This window comes from Litorilinea aerophila (assembly GCF_006569185.2).
GTDB lineage: Bacteria > Chloroflexota > Anaerolineae > Caldilineales > Caldilineaceae > Litorilinea > Litorilinea aerophila.
Map to the genome: position 1 here is coordinate 1 of NZ_VIGC02000052.1, position 16,342 is coordinate 16,342.

13 protein-coding genes are annotated in these 16,342 nt (G+C 65.3%); 2 read left to right on the forward strand and 11 right to left on the reverse strand.

The annotated features are described in order from the left end of the window. Positions 1–225: 225 nt before the first annotated feature. Complete coding sequence (locus FKZ61_RS23015) at positions 226–1,050, forward strand: ABC transporter permease (protein WP_141612511.1); 825 nt, start codon at positions 226–228, stop codon at positions 1,048–1,050. A 15-nt stretch (positions 1,051–1,065) separates the two neighbouring features. Here the strand turns inward: FKZ61_RS23015 and FKZ61_RS23020 are convergent, their stop codons facing one another. The 4 genes from FKZ61_RS23020 to FKZ61_RS23035 form a co-directional block, all read right to left on the reverse strand. Further along, complete coding sequence (locus FKZ61_RS23020; RefSeq protein WP_141612512.1) at positions 1,066–1,458, reverse strand: hypothetical protein; 393 nt, start codon at positions 1,456–1,458, stop codon at positions 1,066–1,068. A 125-nt stretch (positions 1,459–1,583) separates the two neighbouring features. Then, complete coding sequence (locus tag FKZ61_RS23025) at positions 1,584–2,801, reverse strand: 30S ribosomal protein S1 (protein WP_170200218.1); 1,218 nt, start codon at positions 2,799–2,801, stop codon at positions 1,584–1,586. Positions 2,802–3,225: 424 nt separating this feature from the next. Further along, on the reverse strand, positions 3,226–4,509 hold the full coding sequence (odhB, locus tag FKZ61_RS23030; protein WP_141612514.1) for a 2-oxoglutarate dehydrogenase complex dihydrolipoyllysine-residue succinyltransferase: 1,284 nt from the start codon (positions 4,507–4,509) through the stop codon (positions 3,226–3,228). Positions 4,510–4,603: 94 nt separating this feature from the next. Next, positions 4,604–7,444 carry a 2-oxoglutarate dehydrogenase E1 component gene (locus tag FKZ61_RS23035; protein ID WP_141612515.1) on the reverse strand — a complete coding sequence of 947 codons (2,841 nt, stop codon included), beginning with the start codon at positions 7,442–7,444 and terminating at the stop codon, positions 4,604–4,606. 179 nt (positions 7,445–7,623) lie between these two features. Between FKZ61_RS23035 and FKZ61_RS23040 the strand changes: the two genes are divergently transcribed. Further along, entirely contained in the window at positions 7,624–8,307 is a 684-nt protein-coding gene (locus tag FKZ61_RS23040) for a LuxR C-terminal-related transcriptional regulator (protein WP_141612516.1), read from the forward strand. Positions 8,308–8,312: 5 nt separating this feature from the next. On the opposite strand, the gene FKZ61_RS23045 is transcribed toward FKZ61_RS23040, so the two are convergent. The 7 genes from FKZ61_RS23045 to FKZ61_RS23075 all read right to left on the reverse strand — a co-directional run bounded on the left by FKZ61_RS23045 (position 8,313) and on the right by FKZ61_RS23075 (position 16,037). Next, complete coding sequence (locus FKZ61_RS23045) at positions 8,313–8,675, reverse strand: hypothetical protein (RefSeq protein ID WP_141612517.1); 363 nt, start codon at positions 8,673–8,675, stop codon at positions 8,313–8,315. A gap of 385 nt (positions 8,676–9,060) precedes the next feature. Continuing rightward, complete coding sequence (locus FKZ61_RS23050) at positions 9,061–10,038, reverse strand: ABC transporter ATP-binding protein (RefSeq protein WP_141612518.1); 978 nt, start codon at positions 10,036–10,038, stop codon at positions 9,061–9,063. A 20-nt stretch (positions 10,039–10,058) separates the two neighbouring features. Then, a complete protein-coding gene (locus FKZ61_RS23055; protein ID WP_141612519.1) occupies positions 10,059–11,024 on the reverse strand; it encodes an L-lactate dehydrogenase in 966 nt (321 codons plus the stop codon). A gap of 202 nt (positions 11,025–11,226) precedes the next feature. Further along, positions 11,227–12,135: a TIGR01777 family oxidoreductase gene (locus FKZ61_RS23060; protein ID WP_141612520.1), complete on the reverse strand. Its 909-nt coding sequence runs from the start codon at positions 12,133–12,135 to the stop codon at positions 11,227–11,229. Positions 12,136–12,137: 2 nt separating this feature from the next. Next, positions 12,138–13,499 carry a MerR family transcriptional regulator gene (locus FKZ61_RS23065; protein ID WP_141612521.1) on the reverse strand — a complete coding sequence of 454 codons (1,362 nt, stop codon included), beginning with the start codon at positions 13,497–13,499 and terminating at the stop codon, positions 12,138–12,140. 122 nt (positions 13,500–13,621) lie between these two features. Next, positions 13,622–14,776: an acyl-CoA dehydrogenase family protein gene (locus FKZ61_RS23070; RefSeq protein WP_211358706.1), complete on the reverse strand. Its 1,155-nt coding sequence runs from the start codon at positions 14,774–14,776 to the stop codon at positions 13,622–13,624. Between the two features lie 52 nt (positions 14,777–14,828). Next, positions 14,829–16,037, reverse strand: a complete 1,209-nt coding sequence (locus FKZ61_RS23075) for a CaiB/BaiF CoA transferase family protein (protein ID WP_141612522.1) — start codon at positions 16,035–16,037, stop codon at positions 14,829–14,831. Positions 16,038–16,342 lie beyond the last annotated feature (305 nt).

Sequence of the window (16,342 nt, forward strand, 5' to 3'; positions counted from 1 at the left end):
GTGATTCGGTTGTTAATTGATCACATCGTCGTAGAAAAGGATGCCATCACTATCAAGCACATCGTCCCCACCGACGATAATTGTCGATTGTTACCAGGACGTAGACCCACGCAGATGAACGCTGATTAGAGCAATTCTCTCCTGTGTTTCTCTGCGGCTTTGCGCCCTCTGCGCCTTTGCGTTGAAAAATGCCCTTTTTGCAGGGGAGTCAAAGATAGTATAGTGATGGATAGAAGCGGAGGGGAGATGCGGGAGTTATTGGGAATCTACTGGATGCAGTTCAAGACCCAGCTGGCTGTCCAGTTTCAGTACCGGGTGGCCATGCTCATCTGGCTCATCGGCATGGTGGTGGAACCGGTGATCTACCTGGTGGTGTGGTCCACCGTGGCCCGGGCGCAGGGCGGCAGCGTGGGCTCCTTCGGCACCGGCGACTTCGCCGCGTATTACATCGTGCTCATGATCGTGAACCACCTGACCTTTACCTGGATCATGTGGGAATACGAGTATTATGTCAAGAGTGGTACCCTGGCCGGCCTGCTCCTGCGGCCCATCCACCCCATCCACAAGGATGTGGCCGAAAACCTGGCGTACAAAGCCTTGACCCTGACCGTCCTGGTACCCACAGCCCTGGTGTTGACCTGGGCCTTTCGACCCACCTTCCAGACCACGTGGTGGGCGGCCCTGGGAGGGGTTCTGGCGGTGCTGCTGGCCATGGTGTTGCGTTTCATGGCGGAATGGTCGTTGGCCCTGGCCGCCTTTTGGACGACCCGGGTCAACGCCTTCAACCAGATGTATTTTGTGATCTTGCTGTTTTTTTCCGGGCGGCTGGCGCCGCTGGAGCTCTTCCCCCGGCCGGTTCAGGTGGCGGCCGACTTCCTGCCCTTCCGCTGGATGCTCTCCTTCCCGGTGGAGCTGTGGCTGGGTCGGCTCACCCTGCAGGAGATGTTGACCGGCTACCTTTATCAGATTGGCTGGTCGGTCGCGGTTTTTCTGCTCCTCCAGTTCATCTGGCAGGCCGGCGTCCGCCGTTTTTCGGCTGTGGGCTCCTGAGGGATGTGCCCGGGGTCAGGTTGAGCTGACCCAACCGGGCGGGTCGCTGGCCGGAAAGGATTCCTGGGAGGCCAGTTCCACCTTGTCTCGGGCGACCGGCTCATCCTCCTCCGGGGCCACCGCTTTTCGGCGTCTGGTCCGGTGTGGCTCCTCGGGATGACCGGGGTCAGCCTGGGCGGGGTTCGGATTGGCGGCGCGCAGCCCCTGGTAGAGGAGGTACCCGCCTGCCAATGCCAGCCCGAAGTCGATCAGGGAACGTCGGATCAGCAGCAGGAGCGCCAGGCTGCCGCCGACCAGGGCAACCAGCCGGCGCCAGGCTTCGGCGGCCTCCAGCTGCGACGGGTCTCGGTAGGGGGCATCCTGGCCCCGATGGTCATGATGATGGCGGATGGTGGTTTTGTGGGTCATAGCTCCCTCCTGATCATTCCCTCCTGCATGGCAAGAGCTGGATAGCCCCGGCCGTCCCATCGGCCAGGGCAACCCAGCTCCATCCCGTATCCAGTCAGATCCGGCGCCGTCGGCGCTGGGGCAGGTTAGCGGCCGGCGTCAGCAGGCTCGTTGGACGCGGCCTCGTCTGCCTCGTCTGTTGCCTCGTCCTGGGCCGTTGCTTCCGGCTCGTTCGAGCCGGCCGCGGCTGCGGACTCGGCCTGGGCCGTGGCCCGTTGGGCCAGCCAGCGGGCCTCTTCTTCCGGCGTCACCTTGCGCATGCTCAGCCCCAGGCGCTCCCGCTCTGGATCCATGTCGGTGATGCGGACCAGGACCACGTCGCCCGGCTGAACCACCCGGAACTCCTGGCTGTCCGGCCGCTGGATCTCGCTGTTGTGGACCAGCCCTTCAATGCCCAGCGGGATGCGGACAAAGATGCCAAAGTCCACCACGTTGGTGACTTCCCCTTCCAGCAAGTCGCCCGGCTGGTAGAGGGTGGGCAACAACTTCCAGGGGTTGGGCAGCACGGCCTGTCGATTCAGGCTGATCCGCTCCCGTTTGCGGTCGATCTTTTCGACCAAGACCTCCACCTCGTCGCCCGGCTTGAGGACATCGCCCGGGTGTTCCACCCGCTGCCAGTCCAGCTTGGAGACGTGGATGAGGCCGGTGACGCCGCCCAGATCCACGAAGGCGCCGAAGTCGGTGACGTTTTCCACCCGTCCCCGTACCACGTCGCCCACCGAAAGCTCCTGGAGGCGCTTCTCCCGCAGGGCTTCTTCGGCAGCCTTGGCCGAGAAGACCAGCCGCCGGCGCCGTCGGTCCACCTCGATGGCCTTGAGCTTGAGGGTGGTGCCCACCAGCTCTTCCTTGCGCCGGGTGCGCTCCTCTGGGTTGCGCACGAATTTCAGGGCCGGAATCTGGGAGTTGGGGATGAAGCCTTCCAGGCGGCCGTAGCGTACCAGAACGCCGCCCTTGTTGTGGCCCGTCACCTCCAGCTCCACAATCTCCTGGCTTTCCAGGAGTTCGGTAGCCCGGATCCAGTCCTCTTCCTCCAGGCCACGACGCAGCGAGACCCGCAGTTCCTCGTCCTGCTCCTGGCGCAGCACATACACGGGTACCGCATCGCCGACCTTCAAATTGGCCAGGTAGCTCTCTTCCACCCGGCTCAAATCGGAACCCGGAATGACCGCATCGCGTTTGGCGCCCACATCCACGAGGATCGAGTCCTTGTTGATCCAGAGCACTTCTCCCCGCAGCAGTTCACCCCGTTCGGGCTGGTGGTAAGGGTATTCGTTGAGGAGGGCGGCAAAGTCCATCTCGGTCATCTCCGCTTCCTCCTGCCCCTTTTCCTCCTGCCTTTTAACGGGTGGCTGCGCTGGCTCCTCCTGATGATTTTGGGGAGCCTCCTGGGCGTGCTCCGGCTGTTGTGTGTGATCGTGTGCGTTTGCGTGATGCTCCTCTTCGGGTGTCACCTCCGCATTGATCAAGCGTTCTTCGACTATCACTGTTAAACTTAACTTCTCCTTTCTGTATTCTCGCATGCTGAAACCGGTTGCCCAGCTCCAGCATGCAAGGCGATTATACAGGACTTTGGACACAAATTGAATAGGCTAGGATACATTTCCGGGATACATTTCGCTGCAGAAGCGAAGGCGTGGGGAAACGAAGCAGAGGCGCCGAAGCGCCCCTGCCGTCACCACTATCCGGTTCTTGCCCTCGCCTGTCCCTTGCGTCCAGGGATGTCCTGTATCAGCCTTCTAATAAGAGACGTTCCGGGTCCTCGATCAGTTCCTTCACCTTGACCAGGAATTGGACGGCCTCCCGGCCATCCACGATGCGGTGGTCGTAGGTGAGGGCCAGGTACATCATGGGGCGGATCACGATTTCGCCGTTGACCACCACCGGCCGCTGCTCGATCTTATGCAGGCCCAGAATGCCCACCTGGGGCGGGTTGAGGATGGGCGTGCTCAGGAGGGAGCCGAAGACGCCGCCGTTGGTGATGGTGAAGGTGCCGCCCCGCAGCTCCTCCAGGGTCAAGCTGCCTTCCCGGGCCCGGCGGGCCATGTCGTCGATGGCCTGCTCGATCTGGGCGAAGGACATGCGATCTGCGTCCCGCAGGACCGGCACCACCAGCCCTTCCTCGGCGCCCACCGCGATGCCGATGTCGTAGTAGTGCTTGAGAATGATGTCGTTGCCGTCGATGGAGGCGTTCAGCGGGGGAAAGGCCTTGAGCGCGCCGATGGTTGCCTTGACGAAGAAGGACATGAAGCCCAGTTTCACGCCGTGACGCTGCTGGAAAGCCTCCCGGTGTCGCTGGCGCATCTCCATGACCGCGGACATGTCCACCTCGTTGAAGGTGGTCAGCATGGCGGCCGTCTGCTGGGCCTGGACCAGCCGTTCGGCGATGGTTCGGCGCCGGCGGGACATGCGGATCCGCTCCTCCCGGCGGCCGGGTTCGGCCGAAGGGGCCGGGCTTTCGGGGGCGGCAGCCTCCCGCGCGGGCGAGGGAGCCTGGCCATCCCGGGAGCGTTCCTGGCTGCGCAGATATTGGGCCACGTCCTCTTTGGTCACCCGGCCGCCTGGACCGGCGCCGCTGACCTGGCTCAGGTCCACCCCTTCCTGGGCAGCCATGCGCTGGGCGACCGGCGTGGCCCGGGTCTCAGGAGACTCTGCCCGGGGGGCTGTCTTTGCCTCCGGTTTCGCTTCGGGTTTCGTCTCGGCCCGCTCCTGGGCCTTATCCTTCCCTGCCGCCTCTTCCTGGGCTGGCGGGGCTTCCTGGGGGGCGGCGGCGCCCTCCGCCTCCTCGATGTAGGCCAGCACGTCGCCCACCTGGACGTCTTCCCCGGCCTGGTGCTGGATGCGGGCCAGCACCCCGTCGGCCTCCGCGGTCACCTCCAGGTCGATCTTGTCCGTTTCCAGGGAGACCAGGGGCTCGCCCACGGTCACCCGGTCGCCTTCCTGTTTCAGCCAGCGGGCGACGGTGGCTTCTACGACCGACTCGCCCAGTTCTGGCACGACTACCTCTATCGCCATATATGCTACCTCTCTGGTTGTCAGTCCGAAGTCCGAAGTCCTAAGTCCGAAGTCTGAAGTCCTGAGTCCGGAGCCTGAAGTCCTGACCCCGGACTCAGGACTGTGGACTCCGGACTCCGGACTCCGACCTCTGGACTTCTTCTTCGGGCAAGGGGGTGAACGCCTGCTCCACGATGCGGGCCTGGTTGACCTGATGCCAGGCCGCCGAGCCTTCCGCGGGGCTGGCCCGACGGGGACGTCCCACATAGTGGAGGGGGCGACCGTCCGCCAGCAGGCTGGCCAGGTGGGGCCGCACAAATTCCCATGCGCCCATGTTCTGGGGCTCCTCCTGTAGCCAGACCACCTCCTGGGCGCCGGCGTAACGCTCCAGGATCTCCCGCACTTCTGCCTCTGGGAAGGGGTAGAGCTGCTCCACCCGCACCAGGGCGACCTCTGGCCGCTCTTTGCGGAAGGAGGAACTCACCAGGTCCACGTAGACCTTGCCGCTGCAGAAGATCAGGCGGCGGATGCCTTCGGGGGCCTCCCGGGCCTGGGGGTCGTCCAGGACGGGCTGCCAGCGCCCTTCGGCCAGCTCCCGCAGGGTGGACATGGCCAGGGGATGACGCAGCAGGCTCTTGGGCGTCATCACCACCAGGGGCAGCGGGTCTGTGCGCAGGAGCAAGGCCTGACGGCGCAGCAGGTGGAAATACTGGGCCGCAGTGGTGCAGTTGGCAATGCGCATGTTGGTCTCTGCGGCGAGCTGCAGGAAGCGCTCCAGCCGGCCGCTGGAGTGATCCGGCCCCTGGCCTTCGTAGCCGTGGGGCAGGAGGAGGACCAGGGAGGGCGTCTGTTCCCACTTGGCCCGGCCGGAGACCACGAACTCGTCGATCATGGCCTGCGCGGTGTTGATGAAGTCGCCGTACTGGGCTTCCCAGAGCACCAGCCGCTCCGGCGTCTGGATGTTGTAGCCGTACTCAAAGGCGATGGCCGCGTTCTCGGTGAGGGGGCTGTTGTGGATCTCGAAGAACGCCCGGGCCTGGGGCAGATTCTGCAAGGGGATGTGGGGCGCCCCATTTTCCACGTCGAAGAGCACCGCGTGGCGGTGGCTGAAGGTGCCCCGTTCCACATCTTCGCCGGTAAGGCGGATGGGGATGCCGTCGGCCAGGATGGTGGCGAAGGCCAGTTGCTCCGCCGTCCCCCAATCCACGTTGGGCTCGTCGGGCGCCTCCAGGGCCTGCCGCCGGCGCTGGAAGAGGCGCTCCAGCTTGGGGTTGAGGCGGAAGTCTTCGGGCAGATGGAGGAGCGCCTCCAGCAGGGAGCGCAGGTGCTCCAGCTCCACCTGGGTCTGGACGTTGCGGGCCGCGCCCGAGGGCGGCGGTTTCAGCTCCGGCCCCAGCTGCCCCTCTTGAACTTCCAAACCCTGGTAGATGCGCTGGAGCTTCTGAAACTGCTCCTGGACCAGCTTCTCCGGCAGCTCGGCATCCACCATCCCTTCCCGCACCAGATGCTCCGCCCAGAGCTGGCGTACGGTGGGGTGACGGTCGATTTTGGCGTAGAGCACCGGCTGGGTGAAGCGGGGCTCGTCCCCCTCGTTGTGGCCCAGACGGCGGTAGCCGATGAGGTCGATCAGGAAGTCCTTTTTGAAGCGGTTGCGGTAGGCCACAGCCAGCCGGGCCGCCTCGATGCAGGCCAGGGGGGAATCCGCGTTGACGTGGACGATGGGGATCTTGAAGCCCTTGGCCAGGTCGCTGGCGTAGAGGGTGCTGCGATACTGGCTGGGCTCGGTGGTGAAGCCGATCTGGTTGTTGGCGATGATGTGGATGGTCCCCCCGGTCAGGTAGCCGGGCAGGCGGGAGAAGTTCAGGGTCTCGGCCACCACCCCCTGGCCGGGGAAGGCCGCGTCGCCGTGGATGAGCACCGGCAGGGAGATATGATGCTCAAAGTCGGGGGCGCCGGCCGGGCCCTTTCGGGGGGTGTCCAGGGTCCCCGCAGCCCGGGCCATGCCCTCCACCACCGGGTTGACATGCTCCAGGTGGCTGGGGTTGGGGGCCATGCTCACCGTGACGGCCACCGGGTTGGCATCCCCCGGCAGGGAGCGCCGGGCACCGGTGTGGTACTTCACGTCGCCGGTCCAGCCCACGTCGTTGCCCGCCTCCATGGCGCTGGACAGCACCGGGTCCTTGAACTCCAGCAGGATCTGGCTGTAGGGCTTGTTCAGGACATGGGCCAGGACGTTGAGGCGCCCCCGATGGGCCATGCCCATCAGGATGGTGTAGATGCCCGACTCGGCGGCCTCCCCCACGATCTCGTCCAAAAGGGGCACCATCATGTCCAGCCCCTCGATGGAGAAGCGGGTCTTGCCGGGGAAGGTGCGCTGGAGGAACTGTTCGAAGACTTCCACCTGGGTCAGCCGCTCCAGCAGGGCGGTGGGGTTGATGGGGTCCGCGGGCGGGCGAAAGCGGCCGGACTCCGCGGCTTCCCGCAGCCATTCCCGTTCCTCGGCGTTGCGCAGGTGGTCATAGTCGTAGCCAATGTGGCGGCAGTAGACTTCCCGCAACTGTTGGATGGCGTCCCAGGCGGTGGCGGCCCTGCGTGCGATGGGGCCGCCCACCGGGCCAGGCGGCAGGGCGCGCAGATCCTCCTCGGTGAGGTGGTGGTAGGCCAGCTCCAGGCTGGGATCGCCGGGCGGCGGGCTGCCCAGGGGATCTAGCTGGGCGGCCAGGTGGCCATATTCCCGGATGGCATTGGCCAGGTTGACCAGGCCGGCCACCTTGTCCAGGGCCGCTGACGGAACCGGGGGCGGCGCCTCGGCGCTCTCCAGAAGCTCTACCGGCGGGTGGCGCTCGAAATAGGCCCGGGTGGCCGGATCCACCGAACCGGGGTCCTGGCGAAAACGTTCATAGAGATCCAAAACATAGGCCGCGTTGGGGCCGTAAAAGTCAGCAAGTAGGGACATGGCAGATGGATGGGTTCTCCAAAGGTTGGCGTTCCGGGCAACGGCCGGGAATGGCTTCCACCATCCGGCCCCTGTGCCTGGGAATTTTCGCATGGCCGGGGATGTATGTCAAGGCATGAACGCCTCCCGGCCCATGGTATAATGAAACCGTTCACTCAACACCCATGTCGTGAGGAGCTATGATTCGTACTTTTCTGGTGGAGCGGGTCCGCCTGGTCGCCGAGGTGGTTGGCGCCGCCCTGGAAGGTGAGCCGGATATCCAGGTGGTTGGCATCGCGACCGGCGTGGCAGAGGCGCTGGAGCGGCTGGCTGCCACGCCGTGTGACGTGGTGCTGGTGAGCACCTCCCTGCCCGATGGCGGCGCCCTGGCACTGGTGAGCGCCATCCGGGAGCGCCATCCCCAGGTCAAGACCCTGGTCATGGGCCTGACCGACAGCGAGGGCATCATCCTGCGCTACATCGAGGCTGGCGCTGCCGGCTATATCCTGCGGGAAGAAGGGGTGGACGTCTTGTTGAGCAACCTGCGGGCCGCGGTAGAGGAGCGGGCCCTGATTTCACCTCGGGTGGCAGCCCGGCTCATGGCGCGCATCGCCGAGCTTTCCGACAAACTGGCCGAGATGGGGATGGACCCGGGCGACTATGAGCAGCTCACCCCCCGGGAACGGGAGATCCTAGGGCTGATCGGCGAGGGGCTTAACAACCAGGCCATCGCCGAACGACTCCACATCGAGGTGGGCACGGTCAAGAACCATGTCCACAACATCCTGCGCAAACTCAACGTGGCCAGCCGCAAGGATGCTGCCCTCTACCTGAGCCTGGTGGAAGGCCAGGAGCCGCCGGCCGAGCCCGACCCGGGGGCGTGATGCCCTCAGGCGGAACCCGTAAACGCGGCGATCTCCGGTGCCTGTTCCCCCTGGTGGAGGATGGAAAGCAGGGAAGCCAGGCCGGCATCCTTCAGCGGGACATGCCGATGGGGCTGGCCCGGCCGGGCCAGCATGACCTCCATCTGGCCCTGATCGACGGCGATGGCCAGAAGGGACAGATGGGGATGGCGGGCCATCAGCCGCAGGGCTACCGCCGGTATCTCTCCGGCCGGGCCCAGGGAAAGGACCAGCCAGTGGACCGGCACTTGCTCCAACAGCAGTTCGGCCTGCTGGGTGTTATCTACCTCCAGAATCACCTGCCGGTCCGAGGTCCGGGCCAGGGCTCGCTGGAGGAGCTGGCGAAACATACGGGGTTGGTTGGCCAGAAGGATGATGCGTTGCCGTGTTTCGGCGTGGGGTGGAGCAGCGCAGGAGCTGCCCCCGGTTGGTGTAACCGTACATGTGGCCATGGGCATTCAATAATATCAATTCTACCTGTGGACGAAACTTCCCCGGCACCATAGGCCGCAGCCGCCTCGCCGCCTGGTAAATCCCGGCAGAAATTTGCTGATAGTGTCCACCAGAGGTCGTGTGCCCAGAGGGCACCCGGAATTTCTACCGTGGTATTTACGCTAGACTGTCCCAGTCTCCGCCCTCAGGATAGCATACTTCCCCATCCAGGACAGTAGATAAAGGCACAGCCCCCGGATACAAGCCCAGACATATTTTGCTCCTGACGCCCGGCCAGGGCCATCATCGCTGGGCAAAGACCTGCTCGATCACCTCCTCGATGGGCGGATCCTCCACCGTCAGATCCGCGATGGGCAGGTCCGCCAGGAGGCGACCCGTCACCTGGGGCGTCTCCTGCTTGGGGACCCGCAGCTTCACCGCGGGGCCGTTCTGCTCCACCACCTCGCCGTAGGCCGAGAGGTCGGCTGTGCCGTTGGCCAGCTGCAAGATGATGGTCTTGTGGGGTGAGAAGCGTTCCACCAAGCGGGAGAGGGGGCCGTCAAAGAGGATGCGGCCGTGGTGGATGACGATGACCCGCTGGCAGAGGGCCTCCACATCGGCCATGTAGTGGCTGGTCAGCAGCACAGTGGAGCCGTGGCGCTGGTTGTATTCCCGGATGAACTGGCGGATCCGCCGCTGCATGGTCACATCCAGGCCGATGGTGGGCTCATCCAGGAAGAGCACCTGGGGACGGTGGAGCAGCGCACCCGCGATTTCACACTTCATCCGCTCGCCCAGGGAAAGGTTGCGGACCGGCTTGTGGAGAAGCTGGCCCAGATCCAGCAGCTCCACCAGTTCGTCCAGGGTTTCCCGATACTGGGGGAGGGGAATGCGGTAGATGGCCCGGTTGAGCTCGAAAGAGTCGATGGCCGGGATGTCCCACTCCAGCTGCTGGCGATTGCCCATGACCAGGGTGATACGGCGCAGGAACTCCTTCTGCCGCTGCCAGGGCTGGAATCCCAAGACCTGGACGGTGCCGCCACTGGGGTGGAGGAGCCCCGAGAGCATCTTGAGGGTGGTGGTCTTACCGGCGCCGTTGGGGCCCAGGAAGCCCACCACCTCGCCGGCAGCCACGTCGAAGGAGATGTCGTCCACGGCGACGATCTCCCGGTGCTGGCGGCGCACCAGGCTGCGCAGCGCGGCCTGGATGCCGGCCTCGCGGATGGGGACTACGTAGACCTTGCGCAGATCCCGCAGGTGAATGGCTGGCTGGGACGACATGGGGCCAGTTCCTGGGGCGTTCACGTCCCGCTCTTCTGCTCCAGCCGGTCCAGCGCGCCGCGCACCACCTGGGCGCTGGCCTGAAGCTGGTCAAACTCTTCCTGGGTGAGGGGCTGGCGGAAGGTGGCCAGCACGCCATTTCCGCCCACCAGGTTGGGCAGAGAGACGGTCACGTCCCGCACCCCGGCCACCTCCTCCAGGGGCGTGCAGACGGTGAGGATAGCCCGCTGGTTGCGCAAGATCACGTCCACGATGCGGGCCAGCGCGCTGCCGATGCCGTAGTAGGTGGCCCCCTTGCCCTCGATGATGGTGTAGGCAGCCCGGCGAACCCGGGTGTCGATCTGCTGTCGGGCCCCTGGGTCCAGGTCAATGCCCTGATGGCGGCAGAAGTCCGCCAGGGGCATCCCGCCGATGGTCACCTGGGACCAGGCCAATACCTCGGAGTCCCCATGTTCACCCAGGACGTAGGCGTGGATGTGGTGGGGATCCACACCCAGGTGATCGGCCAGGAGGGTGCGGAAGCGGGCCGTGTCCAGGGTGGTGCCGGAGCCCAGGACCCGGCGGCTTTCCACCCCGTGGGCGGCCGCGTAGCGGGCGGCCAGGTGGGTCATGATGTCCACGGGGTTGGTGGCCACCACCAGGATGGCATCTGGGGCGTGGGCCAGGATGTTGGGAACCACGGCCTGGAAGACGGCGGCGTTGCGTTCCAGCAGCTGGAGGCGGCTTTCGCCGGGCCGCTGGTTGACGCCCGCGGTGATAATCACCACCCGGCAGCCGGCCAGGTCCGGATAATCGCCGGCGCGCACATTCAGGGGATGGGCGAAGGGGACGGCATGGCGGATGTCGTCGGCCTCGGCCTGGGCGCGGGCTTGGTTGAGATCCACCAGAATGATTTCCCGGCCCACGCCGCGCATGACCATGGCGTAGGCGGCGGTGGAACCCACCAGGCCACTTCCGACGATGCCGATTTTACCGGGTTCACTCATGGGTTGCTCCTGTGGGACATGGTTGCTGTGGCTGTGTATGCTGTGACGGCTGCATTGCTTCGCGTAGTGATAGTCAGGCCAGGAAGGCCAGATCGCGCAGGTGTTCTAAAGACAGCCCCATTGTACCCCAGGAGGGCCTGAAAGTCGGAATGCCGGAGGCATCGGGCGCGCCTGCCAGATGCCCTGGGATTTGGGCGGGGTGTTACCCGACCAGCTGTGCCAGGGCCGGTTGCAGGGTGGGGAAGCGGAACTGGTAGCCGGCCTCCTGCAGCCGGTGGGGCACGGCCCGTTGGCCGTCCAGCAGGATGGTGGACATTTCGCCCAGGGCCAGCTTCAGGGCAAAGGCCGGGGTGGGCAGCAGGGCAGGGCGGCCCATGACCTGGCCCAGTTGCCGGGCGAATTCCCGGTTGGTGACCGGCTCGGGGGCGCTCAGGTTGAAGGGCCCGCGGGCGTCCGGGTGGGTCAGGAGGAAGCGCATGGCCCCCACCTGGTCATCCATGTGGATCCAGGGCCACCACTGGCGGCCGCTGCCCAGGGGCCCCCCGGCGAAGAAGCGGAAGGGGAGGACGATGCGGGGAAAGGCGCCGCCGTCGTTGCTCAGCACGATGCCTGTGCGCAGGATCACCCGCCGCACGCCCAGCTCTTCAGCCGGGGCGGTGGACTGCTCCCAGTCGACGCAGACCTGGGCCAGGAAGTCGCGGCCCGGCGGCGTATCCTCGGTGACGATCTCATCGCCTCGGGGGCCGTAGTAGCCCACGGCCGAGGCCTGGAGCAACACCTGGGGCCGCTTTTGCACCTGGCGGAGGGCATCCACCACGGCCTGGCTGGCCTGGATGCGGCTGCGGCGGATCCGCGCTTTGCGTTCTGCGGTCCAGCGGCCGGCGGCGATGCTCTCGCCGGCCAGGTTGATCACCGCGTCGGCGCCCTCCAGGAAGGAGCTCCAGCCGGCGCCGCTCTGGGCGTCCCACTGGACCACCTGCACGCCCTGGGGCATGTGGGAGACGCGGCCGGGCTGGCGGCTGAGGACGATGACCTGGTGGTCCTCGGCGATGAGGGCCTGGCAGAGGGCCCGGCCGATGAGGCCGGAGCCTCCGGTGATGAGAATGCGCATGTTCACTCCTCCTGGGTCTGCTCGGTCTCAAACGCCGCGATAACTTCGTGTAGCCAAGAGAGGATCGGCTGGCCCGGTTCATCCAGGTGGCGTTGTGCCGCCTCCAGGTACGCCCGCAGATACTCCTGCAGCAGGCTGAGGGGCATCTGGATGTGGGCGTGCCACAGTCCCTGCAGCCACTCCAGGTTGGGCTTCAGATATCGGATGTCCCCCAGGGTGAGGGCGGCTTCGATATCCCGGCCGAAGCTCTCGTTTCCCTGGAGCAGCAGGGTGCGGCCCAGGGTCTTCAGCCTGGGCGCCTCCCACAGCGCCGCCTCGATGCGGGCCCGGCGCTCCTGGAAGTGGGCCAGGGCGGCGGCGTATTCGGGCGTCACCGGCTGGTGGGCCGCCACTGGCTGGGGCGCCTCCATCAGCTTCTCCACCGCCTGCAGGGCCTGCCGCAACTCCTGGCCCAGGAAGTGACCGGCGATGCGGCTGGCCAGGGCAGGCAGGCGGTTAAAGATCAGGCCACCAAAGGCCATGGGGATGCGCTGGTGATACAGGAGTTGGGCCATGGTGGCCAGGCTGGCCGCGGTGCAAAGCTGCTGGGCCGTGAGGATGGTCAGGGTAGGCCGGGCGCTCTTCAGGGTCTCCTCAAGGCGCGCTTCCGGGATATCTGCCCCCAGGTAGATGACATCCCAGCCCCGCCGTCGCAGGAACAGGGAGAGCAGGAGGGGAATGAAGGTGTGGGCTTCGTCCGGCGGACAGCCCACCAGGATGCGGCCGCTGCGGACAGGAGGGGGCGTGGCGGCCAGCAGGGCCTCCAACCGACGGATGGCCAGGGCCGAGGCGAAATGCTCCTGCTGCACGCTCACCTCCCCCCGGTACCAGCCCTGACCGATGGCGGCCAGGGCTGGTTGGAGCAGTTCCAGGCAGACCGTCTCCACAGGGAAGAGGGCAAAAGCCTGGGTCAAGACCTGTTCCGACCGCTGCTCGTCAAAGGCCAGGCAGGCAGCGAGCCAGCGTTCCCGCAGCTCGTGGAGGGTATCGTGGGGGGCGACGGGCCCCGGGACCGTGGGTTCGCCGGCCAGTTCCACCATCGGCTCTTGCGCCGGCCGGGGGTGTAGGGGGTCCTCCCCTTCCTTCTCCAGTTCGTGCCAGAGGGCCACGGCCCGGCTGATGGTGAGCCCTTCCTCCTGGCGTTCCATCAGCCATTTCAGGATGTCGATGTCCCGTTGGGTGTAGAGGCGATGGCCGCTGGGCGTGCGCTGGGGGCTGGGGAGCCCATAGCGTCGCTCCCAGGCCCGCAGGGTGTCCGGCTTCAGGCCGGTCTCCTGGACCACGGCTTTCAAGTTGTAGATGGGCGTTTCTTTCGCCTGATGCATGGTTCCCCACTGCTGGGTCTTGGAGAGGGACGGTTTGTTTGCCGTTCATGGTAACACCGGCGCGCCAGATTGTCAAGGATTTGCACACTTATTTCCTGCTGTTTGCAGCATGTAGGGTGGGCTCAGGCGAACGCGGAGATGCCCGTCAGGTCCCGGCCGATGATGAGCTTCTGGATCTGGCTGGTTCCTTCGTAGAGGCTGGCCACCCGGGAGTCGCGCCAGAGCCGTTCCGGCACATATTCATCGGAGTAGCCGTAGCCGCCGTGGATCTGGATGGCCATGTCTGCGTTCTGTTTGGCGATTTCGGTGGCGAAATATTTGGCGATGGAGACGGGGATGGTGTCGGGGAGGCCCTGGTTTTTGGCCCAGCCAGCCTGGTAGACCAGGAGCCGGGCCGCCTCCACGTTGACCTTCATCTGGGCCAGCATATCCTGGACCAGCTGGAAGGAAGCGATGGGGCGGTCGAAGGCGATGCGTTCCTTCGCGTAGCGAACGCTGGCGTCCAGCGCGTGTTGGGCGGCGCCCACACATCCACTGGCCACGCCATAGCGACCGTTGTCCAGCGCGCTCATGGCCACCTTGAAGCCCTCACCCACCTGGCCCAGGCGGGCGCTGTCCGGTACCCGGACGTTGTCCAGGAAAAGTTCGCCGGTGTCGCTGGCCCGCAGGCCCAGTTTGCCAGTCATCTTGCGACTGCTGAAGCCGGGCGTTCGGGTATCCACCAGAAAGGCGACCATGCCCCTGTGGCGGGAGCCGGGCTCGGTCTGGGCGAAGATAATGGCCACGTCGGCCCAGGTGCCGTTGCTGATCCAGACCTTCTGGCCGCTGAGCACCCAGTCGTTGCCTTCCCGCCGGGCGATGGTGGCCACATTGCTGGCATCGGAGCCCGCGTTGGGCTCGGTGAGGCCGAAGCAGCCGATCCACTCGCCGGAGCAGAGTTTGGGCAGGTAGTGGCGCTTCTGCTCCTCCGTGCCCCACTTGAGGATGGTGAGTTCCACCAGGGACATCTGGACGGAGAGGGTGGTGCGCACGCTGGAATCGGCGTAGCCCACCTCCTCGAAGACGATGGCCTCGGAGATGTAGTCCAGTCCGGCGCCGCCGTACTCTTCGGGGATGGGGACGCCCAGGTAGCCCAGGCGGCCCATGGTGGTGAGGAGTTCCCTGGGGAAAGCGCCCTGGCGATCCCAGTCCCGGGCATGGGGGAGGATCTCCTCCCGGGCGAATTTGCGTACCGCGTCCTGGATCATGCGTTGTTCTTGAGTCAGGCTAAAGTCCACGGTTGGCTCCTTTTGTCCTTTATTTGTGTGCTTCGCATAGTCATAAACAGCGCTAAATCACACCTTGCTGACGTAACAAACTCAACTCATCCGGCCCATAGCCCAACAGCTCCGACAAGACCGGATCTGTATGCTCGCCCAACAGAGGTGGAGGGCCGCTAATGGTCGCTGGCGTGACACTCATTTTGGGAACAGGGCCCAACAGGGGGATGGAACCGGTGACCGGGTGTTCCACCACCTGGACCATCTCACGGGCCTGAACCTGAGGGTCGGCCAGGGCGGTGGGGATGTCGTTGACCGGACTGCAGGGAATATCGGCCGCCAGGAGGAGCTCGGTCCATTCGGCCGCGCGACGGGTGCGGAAACACTGCTCCAGCAGGGGGATGAGCTCGTCCCGATGGGCGACCCGGGCCGGGTTGGTGGCAAAACGGGCGTCGCTGGCCCACTCCTGGTGGCCCAGCACGGCGCAGAGGCGGGCAAACTGGCGGTCGTTGCCCACCGCGAGCATCAGCCAGCCGTCGGCCGTGGGAACAGTCTGGTAGGGTACGATGGAGGGGTGGGCGTTGCCGTAGCGCTGGGGCGCCTGGCCGGAGACCAGATAGGCGCTGGCCACGTTGATGAGCCAGCTCACCTGGGTATCCATGAGCGCGATGTCGATGAACTGTCCTTCGCCCGTCCGGCTGCGATGGTGCAGGGCCGCCAGGATGGCAATCGCCGCGTGCAGGCCGCTGGTCACATCCACGATGGCGACGCCCACCTTGTAGGGTTCGCCTTCTTCCCCGGGCGGGCCGGTGATGCTCATGATGCCTCCCTGGGCTTCGATGACCGTGTCGTAGCCCGGACGATCCCGGTAGGGACCTGTCTGTCCGTAGCCGGTGATGGCGCAGTAGATCAGGCCGGGATTCTCCCGGCGCAGTTCCTGGTAGCCCAGCCCCAGGCGCTCCATGGTTCCTACCCGAAAATTTCCCACCAGCACATCGGCCCGCTGTGCCAGCTGGCGCAAGATGGCCTGCCCCCGGGGGTGCTTCAGGTTCAGGGTGATGCCCTCCTTGTTGCGGTTGGCGCAGAAGAAGTAGGCGCTTTCACCGTTTTCAGTGAACGGAGGACCCCAGTGGCGGGTATCATCCCCGCGCGATGGATGTTCCACCTTGATCACCCGGGCGCCCAGGTCCCCCAACAGCATGGTGGCATAAGGGCCGGCCAGCACCCGGGAGAGATCCAGGACCAGTATATTGGACAAAGCTCGGGCAGATGTCGTCATTGGGTTCTCCACAAGGGCCATCGGCGACTTTGGGTAGGGTTTTGGTCTGACTTCCAATCATACCATGCGTCAATAAAAAGGCGGACTTCCGTAACCCGCCAGTGCGCCAAGGGGCCAGGGAACGTCAAGCTGTGGCGCGTAGATTCGATTATTGTTTTGTGAGAGCACGGCCATCCACACCTATGGTTCGCTCATTTTTAGGGTGGTTTGGCGGAATCGGCGCAGAGCCTGGCGTAGATCTCTGTCGAGAAGTCCAACAAGGCGAGGATGCGCTGTTGCACCTCAGACAGAGGGGTCAGATGACG

What these genes read in the sequence shown, in the direction of transcription:
- FKZ61_RS23025 (WP_170200218.1), bottom strand. Translation starts at nt 2,801, where the DNA reads ATGACCGAGATGGACTTTGCCGCCCTCCTCAACGAATACCCTTACCAC.
- FKZ61_RS23050 (WP_141612518.1), bottom strand. Translation starts at nt 10,038, where the DNA reads ATGTCGTCCCAGCCAGCCATTCACCTGCGGGATCTGCGCAAGGTCTAC.
- FKZ61_RS23055 (WP_141612519.1), bottom strand. Translation starts at nt 11,024, where the DNA reads ATGAGTGAACCCGGTAAAATCGGCATCGTCGGAAGTGGCCTGGTGGGT.
- FKZ61_RS23035 (WP_141612515.1), bottom strand. Translation starts at nt 7,444, where the DNA reads ATGTCCCTACTTGCTGACTTTTACGGCCCCAACGCGGCCTATGTTTTG.
- FKZ61_RS23065 (WP_141612521.1), bottom strand. Translation starts at nt 13,499, where the DNA reads ATGCATCAGGCGAAAGAAACGCCCATCTACAACTTGAAAGCCGTGGTC.
- FKZ61_RS23040 (WP_141612516.1), top strand. Translation starts at nt 7,624, where the DNA reads ATGATTCGTACTTTTCTGGTGGAGCGGGTCCGCCTGGTCGCCGAGGTG.
- odhB (WP_141612514.1), bottom strand. Translation starts at nt 4,509, where the DNA reads ATGGCGATAGAGGTAGTCGTGCCAGAACTGGGCGAGTCGGTCGTAGAA.
- FKZ61_RS23020 (WP_141612512.1), bottom strand. Translation starts at nt 1,458, where the DNA reads ATGACCCACAAAACCACCATCCGCCATCATCATGACCATCGGGGCCAG.
- FKZ61_RS23060 (WP_141612520.1), bottom strand. Translation starts at nt 12,135, where the DNA reads ATGCGCATTCTCATCACCGGAGGCTCCGGCCTCATCGGCCGGGCCCTC.
- FKZ61_RS23075 (WP_141612522.1), bottom strand. Translation starts at nt 16,037, where the DNA reads ATGACGACATCTGCCCGAGCTTTGTCCAATATACTGGTCCTGGATCTC.
- FKZ61_RS23015 (WP_141612511.1), top strand. Translation starts at nt 226, where the DNA reads ATGGATAGAAGCGGAGGGGAGATGCGGGAGTTATTGGGAATCTACTGG.
- FKZ61_RS23045 (WP_141612517.1), bottom strand. Translation starts at nt 8,675, where the DNA reads ATGTTTCGCCAGCTCCTCCAGCGAGCCCTGGCCCGGACCTCGGACCGG.